The 21,881-nt window shown below is 44.1% G+C and carries 20 protein-coding genes; 19 read left to right on the plus strand and 1 reads right to left on the minus strand.

Annotated features, from left to right (window positions below):
* Positions 1 to 269: 269 nt before the first annotated feature.
* The 17 genes from OCV61_RS01650 (at position 270) to rpsA (ending at position 18,319) form a co-directional block, all read left to right on the plus strand.
* Complete coding sequence (locus tag OCV61_RS01650; protein WP_262582593.1) at positions 270 to 1,478, plus strand: D-alanyl-D-alanine carboxypeptidase family protein; 1,209 nt, start codon at positions 270 to 272, stop codon at positions 1,476 to 1,478.
* A gap of 146 nt (positions 1,479 to 1,624) precedes the next feature.
* Positions 1,625 to 3,373: an ABC transporter ATP-binding protein gene (locus tag OCV61_RS01655; protein WP_158420331.1), complete on the plus strand. Its 1,749-nt coding sequence runs from the start codon at positions 1,625 to 1,627 to the stop codon at positions 3,371 to 3,373.
* Positions 3,374 to 3,387: 14 nt separating this feature from the next.
* The gene (locus OCV61_RS01660) at positions 3,388 to 4,416 is read left to right on the plus strand and encodes a molybdopterin-binding protein (RefSeq protein ID WP_158420332.1); all 1,029 of its coding nucleotides are present in this window, start codon (positions 3,388 to 3,390) and stop codon (positions 4,414 to 4,416) included.
* Complete coding sequence (locus OCV61_RS01665) at positions 4,413 to 5,213, plus strand: metallophosphoesterase (RefSeq protein ID WP_158420333.1); 801 nt, start codon at positions 4,413 to 4,415, stop codon at positions 5,211 to 5,213. Before OCV61_RS01660 ends, OCV61_RS01665 begins: the two co-directional genes overlap by 4 nt.
* Positions 5,214 to 5,291: 78 nt before the next feature.
* The gene (locus tag OCV61_RS01670; RefSeq protein ID WP_158420334.1) at positions 5,292 to 6,080 is read left to right on the plus strand and encodes a segregation and condensation protein A; all 789 of its coding nucleotides are present in this window, start codon (positions 5,292 to 5,294) and stop codon (positions 6,078 to 6,080) included.
* 39 nt (positions 6,081 to 6,119) lie between these two features.
* Positions 6,120 to 6,689, plus strand: coding sequence for an SMC-Scp complex subunit ScpB (gene scpB, locus OCV61_RS01675; protein WP_158420335.1), 570 nt, complete (start codon positions 6,120 to 6,122; stop codon positions 6,687 to 6,689).
* 14 nt (positions 6,690 to 6,703) lie between these two features.
* Positions 6,704 to 7,501 (plus strand): zinc dependent phospholipase C family protein, encoded by a 798-nt coding sequence (locus OCV61_RS01680; protein ID WP_158420336.1) that lies wholly within the window; start codon positions 6,704 to 6,706, stop codon positions 7,499 to 7,501.
* Positions 7,502 to 7,525: 24 nt separating this feature from the next.
* Positions 7,526 to 8,848, plus strand: coding sequence for a D-alanyl-D-alanine carboxypeptidase family protein (locus OCV61_RS01685; RefSeq protein ID WP_262582595.1), 1,323 nt, complete (start codon positions 7,526 to 7,528; stop codon positions 8,846 to 8,848).
* A 197-nt stretch (positions 8,849 to 9,045) separates the two neighbouring features.
* Entirely contained in the window at positions 9,046 to 10,482 is a 1,437-nt protein-coding gene (locus tag OCV61_RS01690) for an acyl-CoA carboxylase subunit beta (protein ID WP_158420337.1), read from the plus strand.
* A gap of 14 nt (positions 10,483 to 10,496) precedes the next feature.
* Entirely contained in the window at positions 10,497 to 11,231 is a 735-nt protein-coding gene (locus tag OCV61_RS01695; protein ID WP_158420338.1) for an OadG family protein, read from the plus strand.
* Positions 11,232 to 11,250: 19 nt separating this feature from the next.
* Positions 11,251 to 11,649 (plus strand): biotin/lipoyl-binding carrier protein, encoded by a 399-nt coding sequence (locus OCV61_RS01700; RefSeq protein ID WP_158420339.1) that lies wholly within the window; start codon positions 11,251 to 11,253, stop codon positions 11,647 to 11,649.
* 16 nt (positions 11,650 to 11,665) lie between these two features.
* Complete coding sequence (locus OCV61_RS01705; RefSeq protein WP_158420340.1) at positions 11,666 to 12,814, plus strand: sodium ion-translocating decarboxylase subunit beta; 1,149 nt, start codon at positions 11,666 to 11,668, stop codon at positions 12,812 to 12,814.
* A gap of 29 nt (positions 12,815 to 12,843) precedes the next feature.
* Positions 12,844 to 14,256, plus strand: coding sequence for an oxaloacetate decarboxylase subunit alpha (locus OCV61_RS01710; RefSeq protein ID WP_158420341.1), 1,413 nt, complete (start codon positions 12,844 to 12,846; stop codon positions 14,254 to 14,256).
* Between the two features lie 183 nt (positions 14,257 to 14,439).
* Complete coding sequence (locus OCV61_RS01715) at positions 14,440 to 15,672, plus strand: BaiN/RdsA family NAD(P)/FAD-dependent oxidoreductase (protein WP_158420342.1); 1,233 nt, start codon at positions 14,440 to 14,442, stop codon at positions 15,670 to 15,672.
* Positions 15,673 to 15,712: 40 nt separating this feature from the next.
* Entirely contained in the window at positions 15,713 to 16,384 is a 672-nt protein-coding gene (gene cmk / locus OCV61_RS01720; protein ID WP_158420343.1) for a (d)CMP kinase, read from the plus strand.
* Positions 16,384 to 17,250: a 4-hydroxy-3-methylbut-2-enyl diphosphate reductase gene (gene ispH, locus OCV61_RS01725; RefSeq protein WP_158420344.1), complete on the plus strand. Its 867-nt coding sequence runs from the start codon at positions 16,384 to 16,386 to the stop codon at positions 17,248 to 17,250. Before cmk ends, ispH begins: the two co-directional genes overlap by 1 nt.
* On the plus strand, positions 17,231 to 18,319 hold the full coding sequence (gene rpsA, locus OCV61_RS01730; RefSeq protein ID WP_158420345.1) for a 30S ribosomal protein S1: 1,089 nt from the start codon (positions 17,231 to 17,233) through the stop codon (positions 18,317 to 18,319). Before ispH ends, rpsA begins: the two co-directional genes overlap by 20 nt.
* 202 nt (positions 18,320 to 18,521) lie before the next feature.
* On the opposite strand, the gene OCV61_RS01735 is transcribed toward rpsA, so the two are convergent.
* The gene (locus OCV61_RS01735) at positions 18,522 to 19,541 is read right to left on the minus strand and encodes a ribonuclease H-like domain-containing protein (protein WP_158420346.1); all 1,020 of its coding nucleotides are present in this window, start codon (positions 19,539 to 19,541) and stop codon (positions 18,522 to 18,524) included.
* A 151-nt stretch (positions 19,542 to 19,692) separates the two neighbouring features.
* Between OCV61_RS01735 and OCV61_RS01740 the strand changes: the two genes are divergently transcribed.
* Together OCV61_RS01740 and rsxC are read left to right on the plus strand one after the other, a co-directional pair.
* Positions 19,693 to 20,535, plus strand: coding sequence for a putative ABC transporter permease (locus OCV61_RS01740; protein ID WP_262582597.1), 843 nt, complete (start codon positions 19,693 to 19,695; stop codon positions 20,533 to 20,535).
* Positions 20,536 to 20,562: 27 nt separating this feature from the next.
* Positions 20,563 to 21,879, plus strand: a complete 1,317-nt coding sequence (gene rsxC, locus OCV61_RS01745) for an electron transport complex subunit RsxC (protein ID WP_158420348.1) — start codon at positions 20,563 to 20,565, stop codon at positions 21,877 to 21,879.
* Positions 21,880 to 21,881: the final 2 nt, after the last annotated feature.

Raw genomic sequence — 21,881 nt, forward strand, 5'->3', positions numbered from 1 at the left:
AGAGCAATAAGTAAAGTATATCAGCTGGGAGTCAATCCCCCAGCTGATATAGCCTCCGGCAGGATTGCAGAGGTGCGCAGGAGAAGTATGTCATGCAATTGCATGACGCGCACCTCGCAGCAAGAATGCCGAGCATTCTTGAAGTAAAGCAAATGGGCGGAGAAATCACTGAAAAAAACAGTGATTCCTCCGTCCTTTTTCAATATCAAGGCATAAAAAGCCTTGTTTTTTTTTACAATAGAGTAAAGGGAATACAGGGGGAAGATGATTTGAATCAAAGAAAATGGAAAAGAGTCCTGGCATTATTTCTGACCATAATTCTGATGGTTTGTGGAAATGGAGTGCTTACAGCCTACGGTGAGGAAAACAAGGAGGCTGATGGTGTACAGGAAGATATACTGATCCAGGCTCCGGCAGGGATCCTGATAGAGGCAGATACAGGAACGGTGTTGTATAAAAAAAGCGAGGAAGAGAAAAGAAGCCCTGCCAGCATTACAAAGATCATGACTCTTCTGCTGATCTTTGACAGTCTGGCAGATGGGAATCTGAAGCTTACAGACACAGTGACTACCAGTGCATATGCCAAATCCATGGGTGGATCCCAGGTGTTCCTGGAAGAAGGAGAGACCCAGGATGTGGAAACAATGATCAAATGCATTGTAATTGCCTCCGGGAATGATGCAAGCGTGGCAATGGCAGAGCATATTGCTGGAAGTGAGCAGGAGTTTGTAAAAAGAATGAATCAGCGGGCAGAGCAGCTGGGAATGCAGGATACTCATTTTGAAGATTGCTGTGGACTGACCGATTCAGAGAATCATTATACTACGGCTAAGGATGTTGCCATTATGAGCAGAGAACTGATCACCAGGTATCCTAAAATTCTCACATACTCTTCTATATGGATGGAAAATATCCTGCACGTAACAAAGCAGGGCTCCAAAGAGTTTACACTGACAAATACCAATAAGCTGCTGCGAAGCTATGAGGGCTGTACAGGGCTGAAAACAGGAAGCACCGGAAAGGCAAAGTACTGCGTTTCTGCTGTTGCCAAGAAAAATGATATTACCTTGATTGCTGTTGTGATGGGGGCACCGGATTATAAGGTACGCTTCAGGGATGGAGCTGCTTTATTTAATTACGGGTTTTCAAAGTGCAGTCGGTACATAGATGATCATCCTATGAAACTTCCCAGGTTAAAGGTGGGAAATGGAAAAGAAGAATATGTGGCTCTGAAATATGAGAAAACATTTGTCTGGATCGGAACAGATGGAAAAAACATTGGAGAAGTGACACGAAAGCTTTCCCTTCCGGAACAGGTAACAGCTCCGGTAAAAAGGGGAAAGCTGGCAGGAAAAATGGAATATTATGCTGGTAAAGAACAGATTGGCAGTGTAAACATCTTGTATGATCAAAGCGTACCCAGGTCTACATGGATTTGGAGCCTTGGAAAACTTGTGCGAAAACTTGCATTTCATTAAATATTCGTAATTGTCCACTACATTCACAGTTGTGAAGGGCAAATGCTGGTTAAAAAGTCTTTGGAAAAAGGAAGGGCTGATTTTGACAAAAACAGGCAGATAGGCTTATAATAGGGAGTACTAAAATCGGAAAGAGGAAATGAATCATGAACAAGGGTAAAGGAAAAGACCACAAATTAAAATTGCTTGCAGCATATTATAAGCCGTATAAAGGCCTGTTTTTTGCCGATTTGTTTTTTGCGATCCTGGGCGCAGCCGTAACGCTTGTAATCCCTTTGCTGGTAAGGTACATTATGACCTCCATAGGTGATATGCCGGTTGCACAGGCACAGAAGACCATCTTATATATTGGCCTTGGTATGCTGGTTCTTATTCTTGTACAGCTGGGAAGCAGATATTTTATCACCTATTACGGGCATATGATGGGCGCCTATATCGAACATGATATGCGTAATGAGATCTTCAGTCACTATCAGAAGCTTTCCTTTGCATTTTATGATAATCAGAAAGTAGGCCATCTTCTTTCAAGAATCACCAGCGATCTTTTTGATATCAGTGAGCTGTTGCATCATGGACCGGAGGATATTATTATTTCCGTGATCAAATTGTTTGGCGCATTGATCATTTTGATGAATGTGAACTGGAAAATGGCACTTCTTTGTTTCCTGGTTGTTTTGGTAATGCTTATTTATGCTCTTATATATAACCGTAAAATGAAAACCGCTTTTAAAGAAAACCGTGTACGTATTGGGGATATTAACAGCCAGATCGAAGACAGCCTGGCAGGGATCAGGGTGGTAAAGTCTTTTGGAAATGAGAAACGGGAGATTGAGAAATTCAAAAAAGGAAATGAAAGATTTGTAGAGGCAAAAAGTGTATCATATCGTTATATGGCAGGATATCATGCCGGAATGGATGCATTTACTACTTTGATCACAGTTGTAGCACTGGTTTCCGGATCTATGTTTTTGGCAGGAGGAAGCATTTTGGCAGCAGACCTTGTTACCTTCCTGCTTTATATCAACAATTTTACGGAGCCGGTTACAAAGCTTGTGAATTTTACAGAACAATTCCAGAATGGATACAGTGGATATGACCGTTTCCTTGAAATGATGTCCATTGCTCCGGATATCGAAGACACACCGGATGCACAGCCCCTTGAACATGCGAAAGGGGATATAAGGTTTGAGGATGTATCCTTTCACTATGAGGATCATAAGGAGAGTGTTCTTTCTCACGTGAATCTGGAAGTGAAGCCAGGAGAGTATGTAGCATTAGTGGGTTCTTCCGGAGCAGGGAAAACCACTTTGTGCAGTCTGATCCCCAGATTTTATGATGTTTCAGGTGGTGCTATTTACCTGGATGGAAAGGATATCCGCAACATCCGTCTGAAAGATCTGAGAAATAATATTGGTATTGTACAGCAGGATGTTTATCTTTTTGCAGGAACAGTTCTGGATAATATACGATATGGAAGACCGGATGCGTCAGATGAAGAAGTGATCCGTGCTGCTAAGGCTGCCAATGCACATGATTTTATTATGGAAATGGACAATAATTATTATACAGACATAGGGCAGAGAGGAGTGAAGCTTTCCGGAGGGCAAAAGCAAAGACTGTCAATTGCCAGGGCATTTCTGAAAAATCCGCCCATTCTTATTTTTGATGAAGCGACTTCAGCTTTGGATAATGAAAGTGAGAAGGTGGTACAGGATTCGCTGGAACGGCTGGCAAAAGACAGAACTACATTTGTGATTGCACACAGGCTGTCAACGATCCGGAATGCAAGAAGGATCCTTGTGCTCACTGAGGATGGGATCGCGGAAGAAGGCACCCATAAGGAACTGATGGAAAAGAACGGTGTTTATGCAAAACTTTGCAGAGCCGGTTTATAAAGGAGGGTTGGCATATGAAAGAGATTTGTACCAAGGATGCAGTGGGTAGTGTGTTGTGTCACGATATTACGCAGATCATTAAAGATGAAAAAAAGGGAGTTCTGTTTAAAAAAGGCCATGTGATCCGGGAAGAGGATATTCCTCTTCTTCTTTCAGTGGGAAAAGAGCATTTATTTGTCTGGGAGAAAAAAGAAGGGATCCTTCACGAAAATGAGGCTGCAAAGATCCTATATCAGATATGTGCAGGAGAGCATATGCACGGAACGGAAGTAAGTGAGGGAAAGATCGAGCTGATCGCAGATATAGACGGAGTGCTGAAGATCCGAAGGGATGCACTTCTGGCAGTAAACAGCCAGGGGGAAATGATGATCGCATCAAGACATGGAGATTTTCCTGTGAAGAAAGGCGACAAGATTGCAGGGACCAGGATCATCCCTCTTGTGATCCAACAGGAAAAGATGGATAAAGCCTGTAAAGCGGCAGGAACAGATCCGATTTTTTCTATTCTTCCTTACAGAACTATGAAAGTAGGGGTTGTAACTACAGGAAGTGAAGTGAAAAAGGGGTTGATAAAGGATACCTTTACACCGGTGCTGGTAGAAAAATTAAAGGAATACTCCATGGAAGTTATAGGCCAGACTATGCCAGGAGATGATAAAGCTCAGATCACAGAGGATATCCTTCAGTTCATAAAAAACGGAGCAGATATGGTGCTTTGTAGCGGTGGGATGAGCGTAGATCCGGATGACCGTACGCCAGGCGGGATCCAAGATACAGGAGCCAGGATCGTAACTTATGGTGCACCTGTGCTTCCTGGAGCTATGCTTCTGATTTCCTATTATGAGAAAGACGGAAAATGTATTCCTGTGATCGGACTGCCAGGCTGTGTGATGTATGCAAAACGAACGGTTTTTGACCTTGTTCTTCCAAGACTGGCAGCCGGAGATGAAATCCACGAAGAGGAAGTGGCTGCATATGGCGAGGGCGGACTTTGCCTGAATTGTAAGGTCTGTACTTTTCCGACCTGTGGGTTTGGCAAATGATCCGTTTTCGCACACAGGTGTACAAGCTTACATCGTCCAAAATCCCTGAAGGGAAAAAACTGAAAGCAGCTTTTCTTACAGATCTGCATGGCAGAGAATTCGGTCCGGGAAATCAGGTGCTGTTGGAAGAAATATGCAGGCAGCAGCCGGATCTTGTTTTGTGTGCAGGAGATATGATCGTGCGTACATTACCCCATTCCATTCCGGTGGCAAGGGCGCTTCTTTTGAAGCTTTCAGAAGATTTCCCGGTTTATATGGCTCTTGGCAATCATGAATGCAGGATGAAGCTTCAGCCGGAGACTGCCCGGATCTATACGGATTATGAAGAGGAATTGGTAAAAGGCGGCATAAAGATCTTTCACAATGAAAAGAAGGATCTTAAGATAGGGGATATCCCGTTGACTATTTACGGACTGGAACTCCCTATGGAGTATTATCATAAGCCGGATTCGCCAACGCTGACCTGTGGACAAATCAAGAATTTACTGGGCTCAGGTGATCCATCCAGACTGAATATTCTTCTGGCCCACAATCCCAAATACGGAAAAGCTTATTTCTCCTGGAATGCAGATCTGACTCTTTGCGGTCATTATCATGGGGGGATTTTACGGCTGTCCAGGCATCGTGGCCTGACCAGTCCTCAGTATCTGCTGTTTCCGCCATTTTGCTGCGGGGATTTTGAAAAAGAAGGAAAATATATTCTGGTAAGTGCAGGGCTGGGGGAGCATACCATTCCTGTGCGGATCCATAATCCAAGGGAACTTCTGATCATTGAACTGGAAAGCACAGGATCTTGAAACATTTATAATATGCAAAGCCACCCTTTACAATCCCATGCAGAACATGTAAAATGAAACACCGGGAGAACGATACGAATGGCTATATCTGTAAAGTTAAATGTGTTTGAAGGACCACTAGATCTGCTCCTTCACCTGATCGATAAAAATAAAATAGACATCTATGATATTCCTATCGTGGAGATCACAGATCAGTACATGGAATATATCCATGCTATGGAAAAAGAAGATCTGGGTGTTATGAGCGAGTTTATGGTCATGGCAGCCACACTTCTGGATATTAAATGCAGGATGCTTCTTCCTAAGGAAGTCAATGAAGATGGAGAGGAAGAGGATCCAAGAGCAGAACTAGTGCAGAAGCTTCTTGAATACAAAATGTATAAATATATGTCCTATGAACTTCGTGATAAGATGGACGATGCAGAAGGGATTTATTACAAAAAACCTACGGTTCCAAAGGAAGTGCTGCAGTACAGAGAGCCTGTGGATCCGTCTGCTCTTCTTGAAGGATTGACCTTGGAAAAGCTGAATGAGATCTACAAATCCATCATACGAAAACAGGATGACAGGATCGATCCTATCCGAAGCAAGTTTGGAACTATTGAGAAGGAAGAAGTAAGTCTTTCCGACAAAATGCTTCAGATGAAGGATTTTGCAAAAAGCCACAGGAAGTTCAGCTTCAGACAGCTATTGGAAAGGCAGTGTTCCAAAGTTCAAGTGATCGTTACTTTCCTTTCTGTACTGGAGCTTATGAAGATGGGGCATATCCATGTGGTGCAGGAAGAATTATTTGACGATATTCAGATCGATGTTGTAACAGATCCTGACACATGGAAGAATTTGACTGAATTTGCGGAGGATGCATAAGCAGCTTCCGTATAAATGGAACATAGAAGAGGTTAGTAAGTGGAGATCAAGACAATGGAAGCAGCGATCGAGGCCATACTTTTCACAATGGGAGATTCTGTAGAGTTAACACAGATCGCAAAAGCAGTAGAGCAGGATAAAGAGACAACAAGAAAGGTGATCCATCATATGATGGACCGATACCAGGAAGAAGACAGGGGGATTCAGATCATTGAACTGGGAGACTCCTTTCAGATGTGCACCAAAAAAGAATATTACGGGAATTTGATCCGGATCGCCATGCAGCCTAAGAAACCATCCCTTACAGATGTAATGCTGGAAACCCTTTCCATTATTGCATATAAGCAGCCTATCACAAAGGCAGAGATCGAGAAGATCCGCGGGGTGAAAAGTGACCATGCAGTGAATAAGCTGGTGGAATATTCCCTTGTAAAGGAACTTGGGCGCCTGGATGCGCCGGGAAGACCGATTTTGTTTGGTACAACAGAAGAATTTTTGCGTACCTTTGGTGTTCAGGGACTGGAAGAACTGCCTGCTCTTGACCCTGTAAAGCTGGAAGATTTTAAGGCAGAAGCAGAAGAGGAAGTACAGCTTCGGCTGGATGTGTAAAGGGAGATGAACAAATGCCAACCACATATGCACATGATCTGTTTGGAAAAATGGTTTACAGGCAGCTGCCTGCATCTTTGCAGCAGCTGATCCGGGAAAACGGAGAATTATTCAGGATCGGTGTTCATGGGCCAGATATCCTGTTTTACTTTATGGTTACGCCGAATCCGGTGACAGCGAAAGGTGTTTCCATGCACCGGCAGAAGGCTGCCGGTTTTTTTGAGGCAGGGATGAAAAAAGTGAGAGAGACAGACAGTCATGCACTGTTTGCATATATGATGGGGTTTGGCTGCCATTATCTTTTGGATTCTGTTTGCCATCCCTATGTGAATCAGGTGGATGACTCCGGAGCTTTGCGTCACAGCACCTTGGAAACAGAATTTGACAGATATCTGATGGAAAAAACAGGTAAAAATCCCTATGCATATTACCCTTCTTGCGGGGTTGTGCCGGATATCCGCTATGCAAAGGTGATCCATCAGGCGATTCCTCAGGTAAGCAGCAGTAATATTTGCATTTCCATGAAAATGATGAAATATTTTACAAATCTTATGGTCTGTGATGACGGAGGCATGCGAAGAAAATGGATCGGGCGCATTTTAAGACTGGGCGGAAAGAATTTCCAGGAGGATATGTTGGGGCACTTTATGACTCCTGCACCTGTAAAGGAAAGTCAGATACCTGTGAGGCAGCTGGAAGAATACTTCCGTAAGGCTTTGCTTGCAGCTCCGAAAGATCTGATGGAATTATACAGCCTGGCCCTTATGCCGGGCAGTCTGTCTGAACGATGGGATAAAACATATAACGGTTAAGGTATATTCAGGACATGCCTGCATATGATTATTATAAAATCAGGTATCTGGATCCGTGTATCCGGATATCAGGCTGCGGGGTGTCAGATGAAAGGAATACTGAAAAAGACAGCAGTGTGCTGGTGTCTGCTGCTTCTTGCAACTATTTATATTCCGGCATATGGAAAAAGCCAAGTTACGGAGGTACAGATGATCCCCAATCTGGTGGATCTGGTAGAAAACAGTGAGCCAGAAGAGCCGGGGAGTCTCTATTCCCTGTCAGCAGTGCTGATGGATGGAGATTCCGGCAGGATCCTTTATCAGAAGGACGGAGAAGTACCAAGACCAAATGCAAGTACAACAAAAGTGCTTACTTGTATTCTGGCTTTGGAAAACGGATCCGGAGATGACTATGTGAGTATTTCAAAAAATGCCGCTTCCCAGCCGGAGGTGAGGCTGAACCTGCATGAAGGAGAACAGTATTACCTGGAAGACCTTTTATATTCTCTGATGCTGAAAAGCCATAATGATACAGCAGTGGCAGTTGCAGAGCATATCGGCGGCAGCGTGGAAGGCTTTGCTGACATGATGAATGCAAAGGCAAAAGAGATCGGATGCAAGGATACTTATTTTATTACACCAAATGGTCTGGATGCTTCGGATGCAGGCGGTGTACATCATACCACGGCTGAGGATCTGGCAAGGATCATGAATTATGCTATTTCCAATCCGGTATTTCTTAAAATCACCCAGACAAGGGATTATTCTTTTTCAGATTTAAGTGGCAAAAGACATTTTTCCCTGCATAATGCAAATGCATTCCTTGATATGGAAGAAGGGGTGCTTTCAGGAAAAACAGGATTTACCGGCAATGCAGGATACTGTTACGTGTGTGCTTGTGAGAACCAGGAAAGGACATTTATCATTGCCCTTCTTGGATGTGGATGGCCTGGTAATAAAAATTACAAATGGCAGGATGCAAAAAAGCTTCTGAAATACGGGGAAACCTGTTTCAGATATGAAAATTACTGGAAAGAGCTTAAGATCCCAAGGATTTCTGTTGAAAATGGAACCACAGGAGGCAGCAGGCCGGGACAAAAGGTATGGATCCAGGGAAAATTAAGGGCAAAAGAAACAGATAAAAAGAAAAAAGTACTGGTTCGTACCGATGAAAAGGTAAGCTGCAGCCTGAAGCTGGAAAAGGAACTTCAGGCTCCTGTGCAAAAGGGACAGAAGATCGGAGAAGTGCGATACATGCTTAGAGATGAACTGCTGTCTGCTTATCCGGTTGTTGCAGATAAGAATGTGGAACGGATCAGTTATTTCTGGTGTGTGGATCAGGTGTTTCACTTATTTTTTCATAGCTGAAACAAAAAAAAGAAAGAAGAAAAAGTATGGAAAGGAGCTTTTGCCGAAAGATTCCCGAAAGGGAACCTTTTGCAAGGCTCTTTTTTGCTGTTTCAGTATAAAAAGACTTGAAAAAAAAGTTGAAAAATTGTACAATTACAATCGGCAGATTTTTTGGTTATACTTTTAAATTTTTATAAAACGGAGGGCAAATAAGAATGAGTAATGCAACACAAAGCTTAGCAGGCAAAAGAATTACTTCTTTGCTTGATGCAAACAGTTTTGTTGAGATCGGCCAAAGTGTGACAGCCAGAAGCACTGATTTCAACTTAGCTGAAAAAAAAGCACCTTCTGACGGAGTTATTACCGGATATGGTGTCATTGACGGGAATCTGGTTTATGTATACAGCCAGGATGTATCCGTATTAAACGGTACAGTTGGCGAGATGCATGCCAAGAAGATCACCAGACTTTATGACCTTGCCATTAAGACCGGCGCACCGGTGATCGGCCTGATCGATTGTGCAGGACTTCGTCTTCAGGAAGCTACCGATGCACTGGAGGCTTTTGGAGAGATCTACTTCAAGCAGACTCTGGCATCTGGAGTGATTCCCCAGGTTACAGGTATTTTCGGTACCTGCGGTGGAGGTATGGCTGTTGTTCCGGCACTTACTGATTTTACTTTTATAGAGAGCAAAAAAGGAAAAATGTTTGTGAATTCCCCAAATGCACTGGAAGGCAATCACATTGACAAATGTGATACATCTGATGCTGCATTCCAGAGCAGTGAGACAGGACTGATCGACGGAGTTGGCACCGAAGATGAGATCCTTGAGAAGATCCGTGAACTGATTTCCTACCTGCCGTCTAATAATGAGGATTCTGATGCATATATGGAGTGCACAGATGACCTGAACCGTGTATGTGAGGATATTGCAAACTGCACAGGAGATGCTGCTATTGCACTTTCAAGGATCGCTGACAATGAGCAGTTCTTTGAGATCAAACCAGACTTCGGCAAAGATATTGCAGCAGGATTTATCCGTCTGAACGGAGCTACTGTAGGTGCTGTTGCTAACAGAAGCGAGATCTATGATGCACAGGACAACAAGTCTGAAGAGTTAGACGGAAGCCTTTCTGCAAGAGGCGCAAGAAAAGCAGCAGATTTTGTGAAATTCTGCGATGCTTTCCAGATCCCTGTACTTACTCTTACCAATGTAACAGGCTTTAAAGCAGACAAATGCAACGAGAGAACTCTTGCAGCTTCTCTTGGACAGCTGGTACATGCTTTTGCAGATGCAACTGTACCGAAGGTTAACGTGATCGTCGGCAAAGCATTCGGAAGCGCTTATACAGTGATGAACAGTAAAGCCCTTGGTGCAGATATGGTTTATGCATGGGAAGATGCACAGATCGGTATGATGGACGCATCCCTGGCAGCCAAGATCATGTATGCAGGTGCAGATGCAGCTACATTGAATGAGAAGGCAGCTCAGTACAAAGAACTTCAGTCCAGCGTTGAGTCTGCTGCACAGAGAGGATATGTAGATACCATTATCAGTCCTGCAGACACAAGAAAATATGTGATTGGTGCATTTGAGATGCTTTTCACAAAAAGAGAAGCACGTCCGTCCAAGAAACACACAACGGTCTAAGTGAGGTGGAGCATATGAAAGGTATTTTTAAGAAAGTATCCTGCTTCTGCGCTTCGATCTTATGTGCGGCAGCCCTTGTACTGGGTACAGCCGGAGCTGTATGGGCAGATGTGGATGATACGCTAAAGCAGCAGATGATCACAACTGCAGAAGGCCTGACCCAGACCATTGTCCAGCTGACAGATGATCAGGTAGAGGCTTATTCCAAGTCCAGTGACAGCTTTACTACCAGTGCTATGACAGCATGGGCTGGTGCAAAGGATGAGCTTGGAACCATGAAAGAGGATCAGAAGGATGCCGGAGAGACAGACTTCTCTGAGGCAAATGGTGAGTATACCATTACTGTTCCTGTAGCATTTGAGAAATCAGATGCAAAGTTTGTATACGTATTTAATGAGTCTGGTGCTCCTACATCTGTAAATGTAGACATCCAATATTCAATGAGTGATACACTGAAAAGAGCTGCAATGAATACAGTGATGGGTCTTGCCACCGTATTCTGTGTCCTGTTTTTCCTGATGTTTGTGATCTGGCTGTTCCGTTTTATTCCCAATGGCAGCAAGAAGAAAACAGAAGCACCGGCACCAAAGGCAGCACCGGCACCAGTAGCAGCACCTGTTGTTGAAGAAACAGCAGACGATGGTGAACTGGTTGCAGTGATCGCAGCTGCTATTGCTGCTGCAGAAGGCACCAGCACAGACAGTTTTGTTGTACGTTCTATCCGCAAAGTTAATCGTAAGAAATGGTAAATAACAGGAGGATTTCAAAATGAAAAATTATACAATCACAGTTAATGGAACTGCATATGATGTAACCGTAGAAGAGAATGGAAGTGCAGCACCGGCAGCAGCTCCAAGAGCAGCAGCACCGGCACCGAAGGCAGCACCGGCACCAAAGGCAGCACCGGCACCAAAGGCAGCACCGGCACCGAAAGCAGCAGCTGCTGGTGCAGGTTCCGTAAAGGTAGCAGCACAGGTGCCTGGAAAAGTATTAAAGATCGTTGCATCTGTAGGACAGGCTGTTAAATCCGGTGACAGCATTGTAATCGTTGAGTCCATGAAGATGGAGATTCCGGTAGTAGCTCCACAGGACGGAACAGTTGCAAGTATTGATGTGGCAGAAGGTGCCTCTGTTGAAAATGGAGATACCCTTGCAACATTAAACTAAGTCGGGAGGTATTCAGATGTCTTATGTAACAGATACTTTGTCCAACCTGCTTCACCAGACAGCATTTTTTAATCTGACATGGGGCAATTACCTGATGATCGTGGTTGCATGCGTATTCCTTTATCTGGCTATTGCAAAGGGATTTGAGCCGCTTCTTCTGGTTCCCATCGCATTTGGTATGCTTTTGGTTAATATTTATCCGGATATTATGGCTAATCCGGAAGATATGTCCAATGGTGTAGGTGGACTTCTTCACTATTTTTACATTTTGGATGAGTGGAGTATTTTACCATCCCTTATTTTTATGGGTGTAGGTGCGATGACAGATTTTGGTCCGTTGATCGCCAATCCTAAGAGCTTTATCATGGGTGCAGCTGCACAGCTTGGTATTTATGTTGCTTACTTCCTTGCCATCTTCCTTGGCTTCAACGGAAAGGCAGCAGCAGCTATTTCCATTATCGGCGGTGCAGATGGTCCTACATCTATTTTCCTTGCAGGTAAGCTGGGACAGTCCTCATTGATGGGACCTATCGCTGTGGCGGCATATTCCTATATGTCCCTTGTGCCTATCATCCAGCCTCCGATCATGAAGTTGTTTACAACAGAAGAAGAGCGTAAGATCAGAATGGATCAGCTTCGTCCTGTATCCAAGCTTGAGAAGATCCTCTTCCCAATCGTGATCACCATCGTAGTATGTATGATTCTTCCTACCACAGCTCCTCTTGTAGGTATGCTGATGCTTGGTAACCTGTTCAGAGAGTCTGGCGTTGTAAAACAGCTGACAGAGACAGCATCCAATGCTTTGATGTACATCGTAGTTATCCTTCTGGGTACTTCTGTAGGTGCATCTACAAGTGCTGAAGCATTCCTTAATGTTGCTACACTGAAGATCGTAGTTCTTGGTCTTGTGGCATTTGCATTTGGTACATTTGGCGGTGTTATGCTTGGTAAGCTTATGTGCAAACTTTCCGGCGGCAAGATCAATCCGTTGATCGGTTCTGCAGGTGTATCCGCTGTGCCTATGGCTGCCCGTGTATCCCAGAAGGTTGGTGCAGAGGCAGATCCTACCAACTTCCTTCTCATGCATGCTATGGGACCCAATGTGGCAGGTGTTATCGGTACAGCAGTAGCAGCCGGTACATTTATGGCTATTTATGGAGTTTAATATTTTAGAATAATATAAGGAGTACAATCATGGCAGAAATTGAAAAAAAACCTGTTAAAATTGTGGAAACCATTCTCCGTGATGCACATCAGTCCCTGATCGCAACACGTATGACCACAGAACAGATGCTTCCCATTGTTGATAAACTGGATCAGGTTGGCTATCACGCAGTAGAGTGCTGGGGTGGTGCTACCTATGATGCCTGCCTTCGTTTCCTGAAAGAGGATCCGTGGGACAGACTTCGTAAATTACGTGACGGATTCAAAAATACAAAGCTGCAGATGCTTTTCCGTGGACAGAATATCCTTGGATATCGTCCATATGCAGATGATGTGGTAGAGTATTTTGTACAGAAATCCCTTGCAAATGGTATTGATATCATCCGTATTTTTGACTGTATGAATGACCTTCGTAATCTTCAGACAGCAGTTAAGGCTGCTAACAAAGAAAAAGGCCATGCACAGGTAGCTCTTTCCTATACACTGGGTGATGCTTATACAATGGAATACTGGACAACCATGGCAAAACGTATCGAGGAGATGGGCGCTGATTCCATCTGCATCAAGGATATGGCTGGTCTTCTTCTTCCATACAAGGCTACAGAGCTTGTAACAGCCCTGAAAGAGACTGTAAAGATCCCCATCGATCTTCATACACATTACACCTCAGGTGTTGCTTCCATGACATATCTGAAGGCTGTTGAGGCTGGTGTAGATATTATTGATACAGCTATGTCTCCGTTTGCACTGGGTACTTCCCAGCCTGCAACTGAGGTTATGGTTGAAACCTTTAAGGGCACACCATATGACACAGGATTTGACCAGAAGCTTCTGGCTGAGATCGCTGATTACTTCCGCCCAATGCGTGATGAAGCTCTTGACAGCGGCCTTCTCAATCCTAAGAACCTTGGCGTAAATATCAAGACTCTTCTGTATCAGGTACCAGGCGGTATGCTTTCTAACCTGACCTCCCAGCTGAAGGAACAGCATGCAGAAGACAAATTCTATGACGTTCTGGAAGAGGTTCCACGTGTTCGTAAAGATCTTGGTGAGCCGCCGCTTGTTACTCCGTCATCCCAGATCGTTGGTACCCAGGCTGTATTCAATGTAATCCTTGGCGAGAGATACAAGATGGTAACAAAAGAGACAAAGGATGTACTCTCCGGTAAATATGGTGCTACAGCAAAACCGTTTAACGAAGAAGTACAGAAGAAGTGCATCGGCGATACAACACCGATCACATGCCGTCCGGCTGACCTTCTTGACAATGAGCTGGATAAGCTTGAAAGCGAGATGGCACAGTATAAGGAGCAGGATGAGGATGTTCTGTCCTATGCACTGTTCCCGCAGGTTGCAACTGAGTTCTTCAAATATCGTCAGGCTCAGGAGACAAAGGTTGATGAAACAAAAGCAGATACAAAGAACGGAGCATATCCGGTATAATGAAATGATGTAACGCTTCAGTTACAGAATACATTTCGCAGCTTTGCAGATTGATAAGGGGGTGGGGTATAAGCAGGCATAAGTTTGCAGGCTTATACAACAACCCCTTACTTTTATAAGTAGTGATGGTTCCAACAGGCCATATCACATACTGAGACACAGAAAACAGAAAGTTGAGAATTTATGAGCAGAGTTTTGATCATAGGCGGCGGTGCTGCAGGGATGATGGCAGGTGTTCATGCCGGAAGACTGGGGCATCAGGTTCATATCCTGGAGAAAAATGAAAAACTAGGGAAAAAATTATATATTACAGGAAAAGGCAGGTGTAATGTTACAAATGCCTGTGATGTGGAAGAGCTTTTTCCTGCAATGATGAGTAATGGAAAGTTTCTGTACAGCGCATTTTATACTTACACCAATCAGGATGTATATACCTTCTTTGAAGAAGCAGGGGTGCCTTTAAAGGTAGAACGGGGAGGCAGGGTTTTTCCTGTGTCAGACCATTCTTCAGATATTATCCGAGCCCTGGAAAAAGAACTGAAAAAGGCAGGCGTACAGATTCATTTGAATACGAAGGTAAAAGAACTGCAGTTTCATGATGACCATGTGGAAGGCGTGATCCTTGATCATGGGAAAGTATTGGAAGCGGATGCAGTGATTATTGCTACAGGAGGCTTATCTTACCCGGCTACCGGTTCCACAGGTGATGGGTATCGCTTTGCTAAAGATGCAGGACATACCATTGCCAGACTTTCCCCATCACTTGTTCCACTGAAGACCAAGGAAGATTATATTCCCATGATGCAGGGGCTTTCCTTGAAGAACACACAGCTTACTGTGAAATCAGGGAAAAAGGTGGTTTACCAGGACTTTGGGGAGATGATGTTTACTCATTTTGGCGTAACCGGCCCTATGATTCTTTCCGCTAGTGCGCATCTGGGCAGATATCTGGACAAGGGAGAAGAACTGAAAGGATATCTGGATCTGAAGCCTGCCCTTTCAAATGAGCAGTTGGATGCCAGAGTTCTCCGGGAATTTGAAGGTGGACAGAACCGACAGTTTAAAAATGTGATCGGGCATATGTTTCCTTCTTCCCTTACCCCTGTTATGCTGCTTCTTGGCGGGATTCCGAGAGATAAAGTGATCCATGATATATCCAGGGAGGAAAGGATGCATTTTGAAGAGGTAGTGAAAGCATTTCCTTTTACCATAACCGGTATGGGTGAGTTTAAGGAGGCAATCATCACCAGAGGCGGCGTTTCTGTAAAGGAGATAGTCCCACAGACAATGGAATCAAAGAAAATGAAAGGCTTATATTTTGCAGGAGAGGTACTGGATCTTGATGGCGTTACCGGTGGCTACAATCTTCAGATCGCCTGGTCTACCGCTTATCTGGCAGCACAGGCCATCCCGTAAAATTGAATGAATTAGATGGTTACAAGGAGGGAACTTGAAAATGGGTTTTAATATAGCCATTGACGGCCCGGCAGGTGCCGGAAAAAGTACAATTGCCAGGGCTGTGGCAAAAGAGCTTTCTTTTATCTACGTAGATACAGGAGCTATGTACCGGGCTGTAGCATTATATCTTATGGAGCTTGGCATCACTGCTGAGCAGAAAGACCAGATCAGTGAAAAATGCCAGGATGCCCATGTTTCTATCCGTTATGTGGATGGGGAACAGCAGGTATGGCTGAATGACAGGGATGTGAGCAGCCAGATCCGTAAAGAAGAAGTGGGTAATATGGCTTCTGTGGTTTCCGCAGTCCCGGCAGTACGCCAGCATCTGTTCCAGCTTCAGCGTTCTCTGGCAGCAGAGAATAATGTGGTTATGGATGGAAGGGATATTGGTACTACCATACTTCCGGATGCACAGGTAAAAATCTTCCTTACTGCCAGCGTAGAAACACGAGGGAAAAGACGTGCCCTGGAGTTGGAAGCCAAGGGAGAAAAACACAGTATTGAAGAAATCTGCCAGGATATCCGCGACAGGGATCACAGGGATATGACGCGGGAAATCTCACCCCTTCGTCAGGCAGAGGACGGAGTGCTTGTGGATTCCTCAGATATGACCATTTCTCAGGTGGTACAGCGGATCCTGGATATTTACCGGGAAAAGGCGGAAGACTAATGAAAGTAGTAACTGCAAAGACAGCAGGCTTTTGTTTTGGCGTGCAAAGGGCTGTTGATAAGGTATATGAGCTGATCAGCCAGAATGTGGCACCGATTTATACTCTGGGACCGATCATCCATAATGAGGGTGTGGTGGAAGACCTGGAGAAAAAAGGAGTCCAGGTGATCCAGGAAGACCAGCTGGAGACGATTCAGGAAGGAACTGTGGTGATCCGATCCCATGGTGTGGGGAAGAATGTATACGACAGGATCAAAGCACAGGGGCTGGATTATGTAGATGCCACCTGTCCTTTTGTACTGAAGATCCATCGGATCGTAGAGAGAGAAAGCCTGGCAGGATCACAGATCGTGATCATTGGTGATCGTGAGCATCCGGAAGTGCAGGGGATCTGCGGCTGGTGCACAGGACCTTTCACCGTGATCCGCAACAAGGAAGATGCAGATCAATTTGTACCAATTATGGGTAAAAAGATCTGTGTTGTGTCTCAGACGACATTTAATTACAACAAATTTAAAGATTTAGTTGAAATTCTTAGGAAAAAGAGGTATGATAATACTGTTTTAAATATTCTCAATATTTTAAACACTATTTGTAATGCTACCGAAGAACGGCAGAAAGAAGCAAAACACATAGCCGGAGAGGTAGACACTATGCTGGTTGTTGGCGGCCGACATAGTTCCAATACTCAAAAGCTGTTTGAAATATGTAAAAAGGAATGTGAAAATACTTACTATATACAAACACCTGTAGACTTGGATTCTGAAATGTTCCAATGCAGTAGTTATGTAGGTATTACAGCAGGGGCTTCCACCCCAAAGAAAATTATTGAGGAGGTTCAAGAACATGTCAGAATTAAGTTTTGAACAAATGCTGGAAGATTCCGTAAAAACTATTAGGAATGGAGAGATTGTACAGGGTACTGTCATTGATGTGAAAGAGGACGAGATCATTCTGAATATCGGCTATAAAGCAGACGGTATCATTACAAAGAGCGAGTACTCTAATGATGCAAATGTTGTATTAACAGAAGTTGTTCATCCAGGTGATACAATGGAAGCAAAGGTACTGAAAGTTAATGATGGTGAAGGTCAGGTTATCCTCACATACAAGAGACTTGCAGCAGAGAAAGGCAACAAGCGCCTTGAAGAGGCATTTGAGAGCCAGGAAGTTCTCAAAGCACCTGTAACACAGGTACTTGATGGCGGTTTATGCGTGAATGTTGAGGAGACAAGAGTATTTATTCCTGCCAGCCTGGTATCTGACACATATGAGAAGGATCTGTCCAAATATGCAGGACAGGAGATCGAGTTTGTGATCACTGAGTTTAATCCTAGAAGACGTCGTATTATTGGTAATCGCAAGCAGCTTCTGGTTGCTGAGAAGGCTCAGAAACAGAAAGAGCTTATGGAGAAGATCCATGTTGGCGATAAGGTAGAAGGCGTTGTTAAGAATGTTACAGATTTCGGTGCATTTATTGATCTTGGCGGAGCTGACGGACTTCTTCACATCTCTGAGATGTCCTGGGGCAGAGTTGAGAATCCTAAGAAAGTATTCACAGTTGGAGAGAAGCTGACTGTTCTGATCAAAGATATCAATGGTGATAAGATTGCCCTTTCTCTGAAGTTCCCTGAGGAGAATCCATGGCTTACAGCAGATGAGAAATTTGCAGTAGGTAATGTAGTAACTGGCAAGGTTGCACGTATGACAGACTTTGGTGCATTTGTTGAACTTGCACCTGGTGTTGACGCTCTTCTTCATGTATCACAGATTTCCCGTGAGCATGTTGCAAAGCCATCTGATGTATTATCCATCGGTCAGGAGATCACAGCAAAGGTTGTTGATTTTAATGGCGAGGACAAGAAGATCAGCCTTAGCATGAAAGCACTTGAGAGTGCTGCTCCTGCAGAGGAGGAAGAGCCGGTAGAAGAATAATCTATCTGCTGTTGCCAGGCAAGTTGCTTGGGACGAAGCAAACAGTATCGATCATTTGACACTGATGCTTTGCTCATACAAAGAGATTAATACAAAGAAATAATTAACCGCAGTTAAATCAATTGAGTGTTCATCTGGTTTGACTGCGGTTTTTGTATGGCTTTTTGCATGATCAAAGAGAATTTGTAAGCGTTATTCTGCATTAATGAATGGTTTGAATGATCCAGGGCAAAGTGTGCTCCAGGTATTTTTTCTGAATGGCCGGATCTGTAAGAAAAGCGCCTGTGCAGTCAAACCAGGTATAACAGTTGTTTTTGGTGGCTGGCTTTCGCAAGCTTTTGTCCATAAAGCGGGTCAGGCTTTTAGGCATTATGGTATCTTCTCCTGGAATATAATCATATTCCTTGTAATTCATATAATATTGTCTGGCTTTGCCCTGATAAGTATTTATCAGGATACGAACTTTTTTCCCTTCTCCTGTTATATAAAAATCCTGAATCCTGTTGGAAAAGGCAACAGGAAGGGGATAAGGAAGCTCAAGCGAAAGGATAAGATTGTCCGATGTACAGGTAAGATCCGTGCATGTGTATCTGCCATCAAGAAGACAGAGATAGGCCATCATTTCATAGACGCGGCCAAGTCCGAGAAGGTCTTCCTGGTTGTGTCCAAGCAAAGAGGAAAGAAGTGCCGGATCCTGGTTTTTGATGTAATCTTTGTATAAATGGATACATTCTCCTCCGTTACAGTACTGTCTGGCGGAAATACCAAGGAAATTTTCCATCTGCTCCTGCTTCATGCCAGGAAGCTTCAGAAGGGCTTTCACAGGCTTTAATTTCTTATATAGATCAACAGAAGAAAGTTCTGTAAAAGGATTTTCCATCTGATGGGCTGCCAGCCGTGCTTCAAGATAAGGCTGGTCAAATTGATCCCCATTATACTGGATGGAGCAGGTAAAAGGCTTAAGGAAGGATGAAAAAGCAGTGAGAATTTCTTCTTCCTGCTGTGGAGATTCGCCCATCCACTGACACATCTGCCAGGTTTCACCAGTATAATAGATAACTCCGATCAAATATAAAAAAGTGGAATTTCGTGATAGTCCGGTGGTTTCGATATCATAAAAAACAGGGTTGAAATCAGAGGTTTGACTGGTTGAAATTGATAATTTTCTGACACACTCAAAGTCTGGAAAACCTTGTAAAATCGGCATTTTTTTAACAATCATTGATCTCGTTCCTTTTTATGTATTTTTATTTATTATATACAAATTTTTTTGAAAATGGTAGTGAATTTTTTCATAAAATGAGTTATAGTAATAAAAAGATAAAGTTGTGAAAGGGGAGCATATGTGGAGTTTGACAATTAGAGGCATAGACATGTATCATCTTGTCAGCTGGTTTTTTATATACAGCTTTTTGGGCTGGCTTTGGGAGACCTGCTATGTGTCTGCAAAGGAAGGGGAATGGGTGAACCGTGGTTTTATTAATGGCCCTTTTTGTACGATTTACGGATGTGGTGCCCTGGCTGTTTATCTGGTGCTGTATCCGTTTCAGGAGAATCTGCTGATTCTGTACTTTGGAGGCGTTATCGTGGCTACTGCCCTGGAGTATGTAACTGCTGTGCTGATGGAGAACATTTTCCATACTTCTTGGTGGGATTATAGCGATAAGAAGTTTAATTTCCAGGGTCGGATCTGCTTGGGAGCTTCCGTCGGGTGGGGATTTTTTACAGTGGGGTTATTTAAGATCCTTCATCCGGCAGTAGAGAAGATCGTTGCTCTTTATCCTCAGAGGGTGGGAGAGATTGTGATTTATGTGATCGTAGTTGTATACGCAGTGGATTTTTGCTTTTCTGCAGCAGCAGCCTTCCATTTGCGAGATCGCATTCCGGCATGGGAGCAGGCTCTGGAGCAGATGCAGGGAGAACTTTTGCTGAAAGGCAGGCAGAAGATGGATGCCTTGGAAGAGTCTATGGGGGTTACAAGACAGGCACTGAAAGAGAAAATATCCTTAAAGCCGGATTATCCGGCAGTACTTGTGGAGCTTGAGAAGAAAAGGGCTGTCATCATGGCTGACATCAACAAAGAGCTTCGGAAATACAAAGAAAGTATGGCCGGTAAATTTGGTCATAATATAAAACGTTTCGTGAAGTCATATCCGAATCTGAACAGAGGTTACAAGCTGCACAGAAAAGAACGGCAGGAACACGAAGCTAAATAAAATAAACTGGAGGAGGCAATAAAGAGTATGGGATTTTTAACCTTTAAAGGCGGCGTGCATCCTTTTGACGGAAAAGACATGTCAAAAGAATGTCCTACAGAAAAGTATCTGCCTAAAGGAGAACTGGTATATCCGGTTTCCCAGCATATCGGTGCACCGGCCAAGCCGCTGGTAACTAAAGGAGATCATGTGCTGGCAGGTCAGGTCATTGCTGAAGCAGGCGGTTTTGTATCTGCCCCTGTGCATGCATCCGTATCCGGTACAGTAAAGGGGATTGAGCCACGGTTGACCTCGACTGGTTCTATGGTCAGTTCCATTATCATTGAGAATGACGGAGAATATAAAGAAGCAGAATTCGTGCCAGCCAGACTGGAAGATCTGTCCAGAGAAGAGATCCTGGACAGGATCCGTGAAGGCGGTGTTGTGGGTATGGGCGGTGCAGGCTTTCCCACCCAGGTCAAGCTGTCTCCTAAGGATCCTGATAAGATCGAATATATCCTGGTGAACGGGGCAGAATGTGAGCCTTACATTACCAGCGATTACCGCAGGATGATGGACGAGCCGCAGAAGGTGGTGGACGGGCTGAGGATCGTGCTTACCCTTTTTGAACATGCCAAGGGCTGCATCTGTATTGAGGATAATAAGCCAGACTGCATCCGGAAGATGAAGGAGTTGGTACAGGATATTCCCCGGATCGAAGTAAAAGAGCTGATGACAAAATATCCTCAGGGCGGTGAGCGTACTTTGATCTATGCAGTGACTGGCAGAGAGATCAATTCTTCCATGCTCCCGGCAGATGTGGGGTGTGTGGTTGATAACGTAGAGACCATGGTAGCTATCTGTAATGCTGTACTGCTGGGACGCCCGGTTATGAGCAGGATCATTACCATTACAGGTGACGGTATCAGCCATCCTGCACATTATGAAGTACTTACCGGTACCAATGTGGAGGAGCTGGTGCAGGCAGCCGGAGGTTTAAAAGACAATGTTAAAAAAGTGATCAGTGGTGGTCCAATGATGGGATTTGCCATGTTTGATTTGCATGTACCCTGTACAAAGACAAGCTCCGCACTTCTTTGTATGGCAGAGGATCCTGCTTCCGAATCAGAAGCTACTGCATGTATTAACTGCGGACGCTGCGTAAAAGTCTGTCCCGGGCATGTAATGCCTTCAAGGCTGGCAACACTTGCAGAACATGGGGATCTGGAAGGCTTCCAGAAGATGGATGGTATGGAATGCTGTGAATGTGGATGCTGCAGTTACATTTGTCCTGCAAAGCGTCCGCTGACCCAAAGCATTAAGTCCATGCGTAAGATTGTTCTTGCAAACCGTAGAAAGAAATAGAG

The sequence above is a fragment of the Blautia ammoniilytica genome, assembly GCF_025566965.1.
GTDB classification, from domain to species: Bacteria; Bacillota; Clostridia; order Lachnospirales; family Lachnospiraceae; genus Blautia_A; species Blautia_A ammoniilytica.

Coding starts and splice junctions, on each gene's coding strand:
- OCV61_RS01655 (WP_158420331.1), top strand. CDS start 1,625: ATGAACAAGGGTAAAGGAAAAGACCACAAATTAAAATTGCTTGCAGCA.
- OCV61_RS01660 (WP_158420332.1), top strand. CDS start 3,388: ATGAAAGAGATTTGTACCAAGGATGCAGTGGGTAGTGTGTTGTGTCAC.
- OCV61_RS01665 (WP_158420333.1), top strand. CDS start 4,413: ATGATCCGTTTTCGCACACAGGTGTACAAGCTTACATCGTCCAAAATC.
- OCV61_RS01670 (WP_158420334.1), top strand. CDS start 5,292: ATGGCTATATCTGTAAAGTTAAATGTGTTTGAAGGACCACTAGATCTG.
- OCV61_RS01680 (WP_158420336.1), top strand. CDS start 6,704: ATGCCAACCACATATGCACATGATCTGTTTGGAAAAATGGTTTACAGG.
- OCV61_RS01685 (WP_262582595.1), top strand. CDS start 7,526: ATGATTATTATAAAATCAGGTATCTGGATCCGTGTATCCGGATATCAG.
- OCV61_RS01690 (WP_158420337.1), top strand. CDS start 9,046: ATGAGTAATGCAACACAAAGCTTAGCAGGCAAAAGAATTACTTCTTTG.
- OCV61_RS01695 (WP_158420338.1), top strand. CDS start 10,497: ATGAAAGGTATTTTTAAGAAAGTATCCTGCTTCTGCGCTTCGATCTTA.
- OCV61_RS01700 (WP_158420339.1), top strand. CDS start 11,251: ATGAAAAATTATACAATCACAGTTAATGGAACTGCATATGATGTAACC.
- OCV61_RS01705 (WP_158420340.1), top strand. CDS start 11,666: ATGTCTTATGTAACAGATACTTTGTCCAACCTGCTTCACCAGACAGCA.
- OCV61_RS01710 (WP_158420341.1), top strand. CDS start 12,844: ATGGCAGAAATTGAAAAAAAACCTGTTAAAATTGTGGAAACCATTCTC.
- OCV61_RS01715 (WP_158420342.1), top strand. CDS start 14,440: ATGAGCAGAGTTTTGATCATAGGCGGCGGTGCTGCAGGGATGATGGCA.
- cmk (WP_158420343.1), top strand. CDS start 15,713: ATGGGTTTTAATATAGCCATTGACGGCCCGGCAGGTGCCGGAAAAAGT.
- ispH (WP_158420344.1), top strand. CDS start 16,384: ATGAAAGTAGTAACTGCAAAGACAGCAGGCTTTTGTTTTGGCGTGCAA.
- rpsA (WP_158420345.1), top strand. CDS start 17,231: ATGTCAGAATTAAGTTTTGAACAAATGCTGGAAGATTCCGTAAAAACT.
- OCV61_RS01735 (WP_158420346.1), bottom strand. CDS start 19,541: ATGATTGTTAAAAAAATGCCGATTTTACAAGGTTTTCCAGACTTTGAG.
- OCV61_RS01740 (WP_262582597.1), top strand. CDS start 19,693: ATGTATCATCTTGTCAGCTGGTTTTTTATATACAGCTTTTTGGGCTGG.
- rsxC (WP_158420348.1), top strand. CDS start 20,563: ATGGGATTTTTAACCTTTAAAGGCGGCGTGCATCCTTTTGACGGAAAA.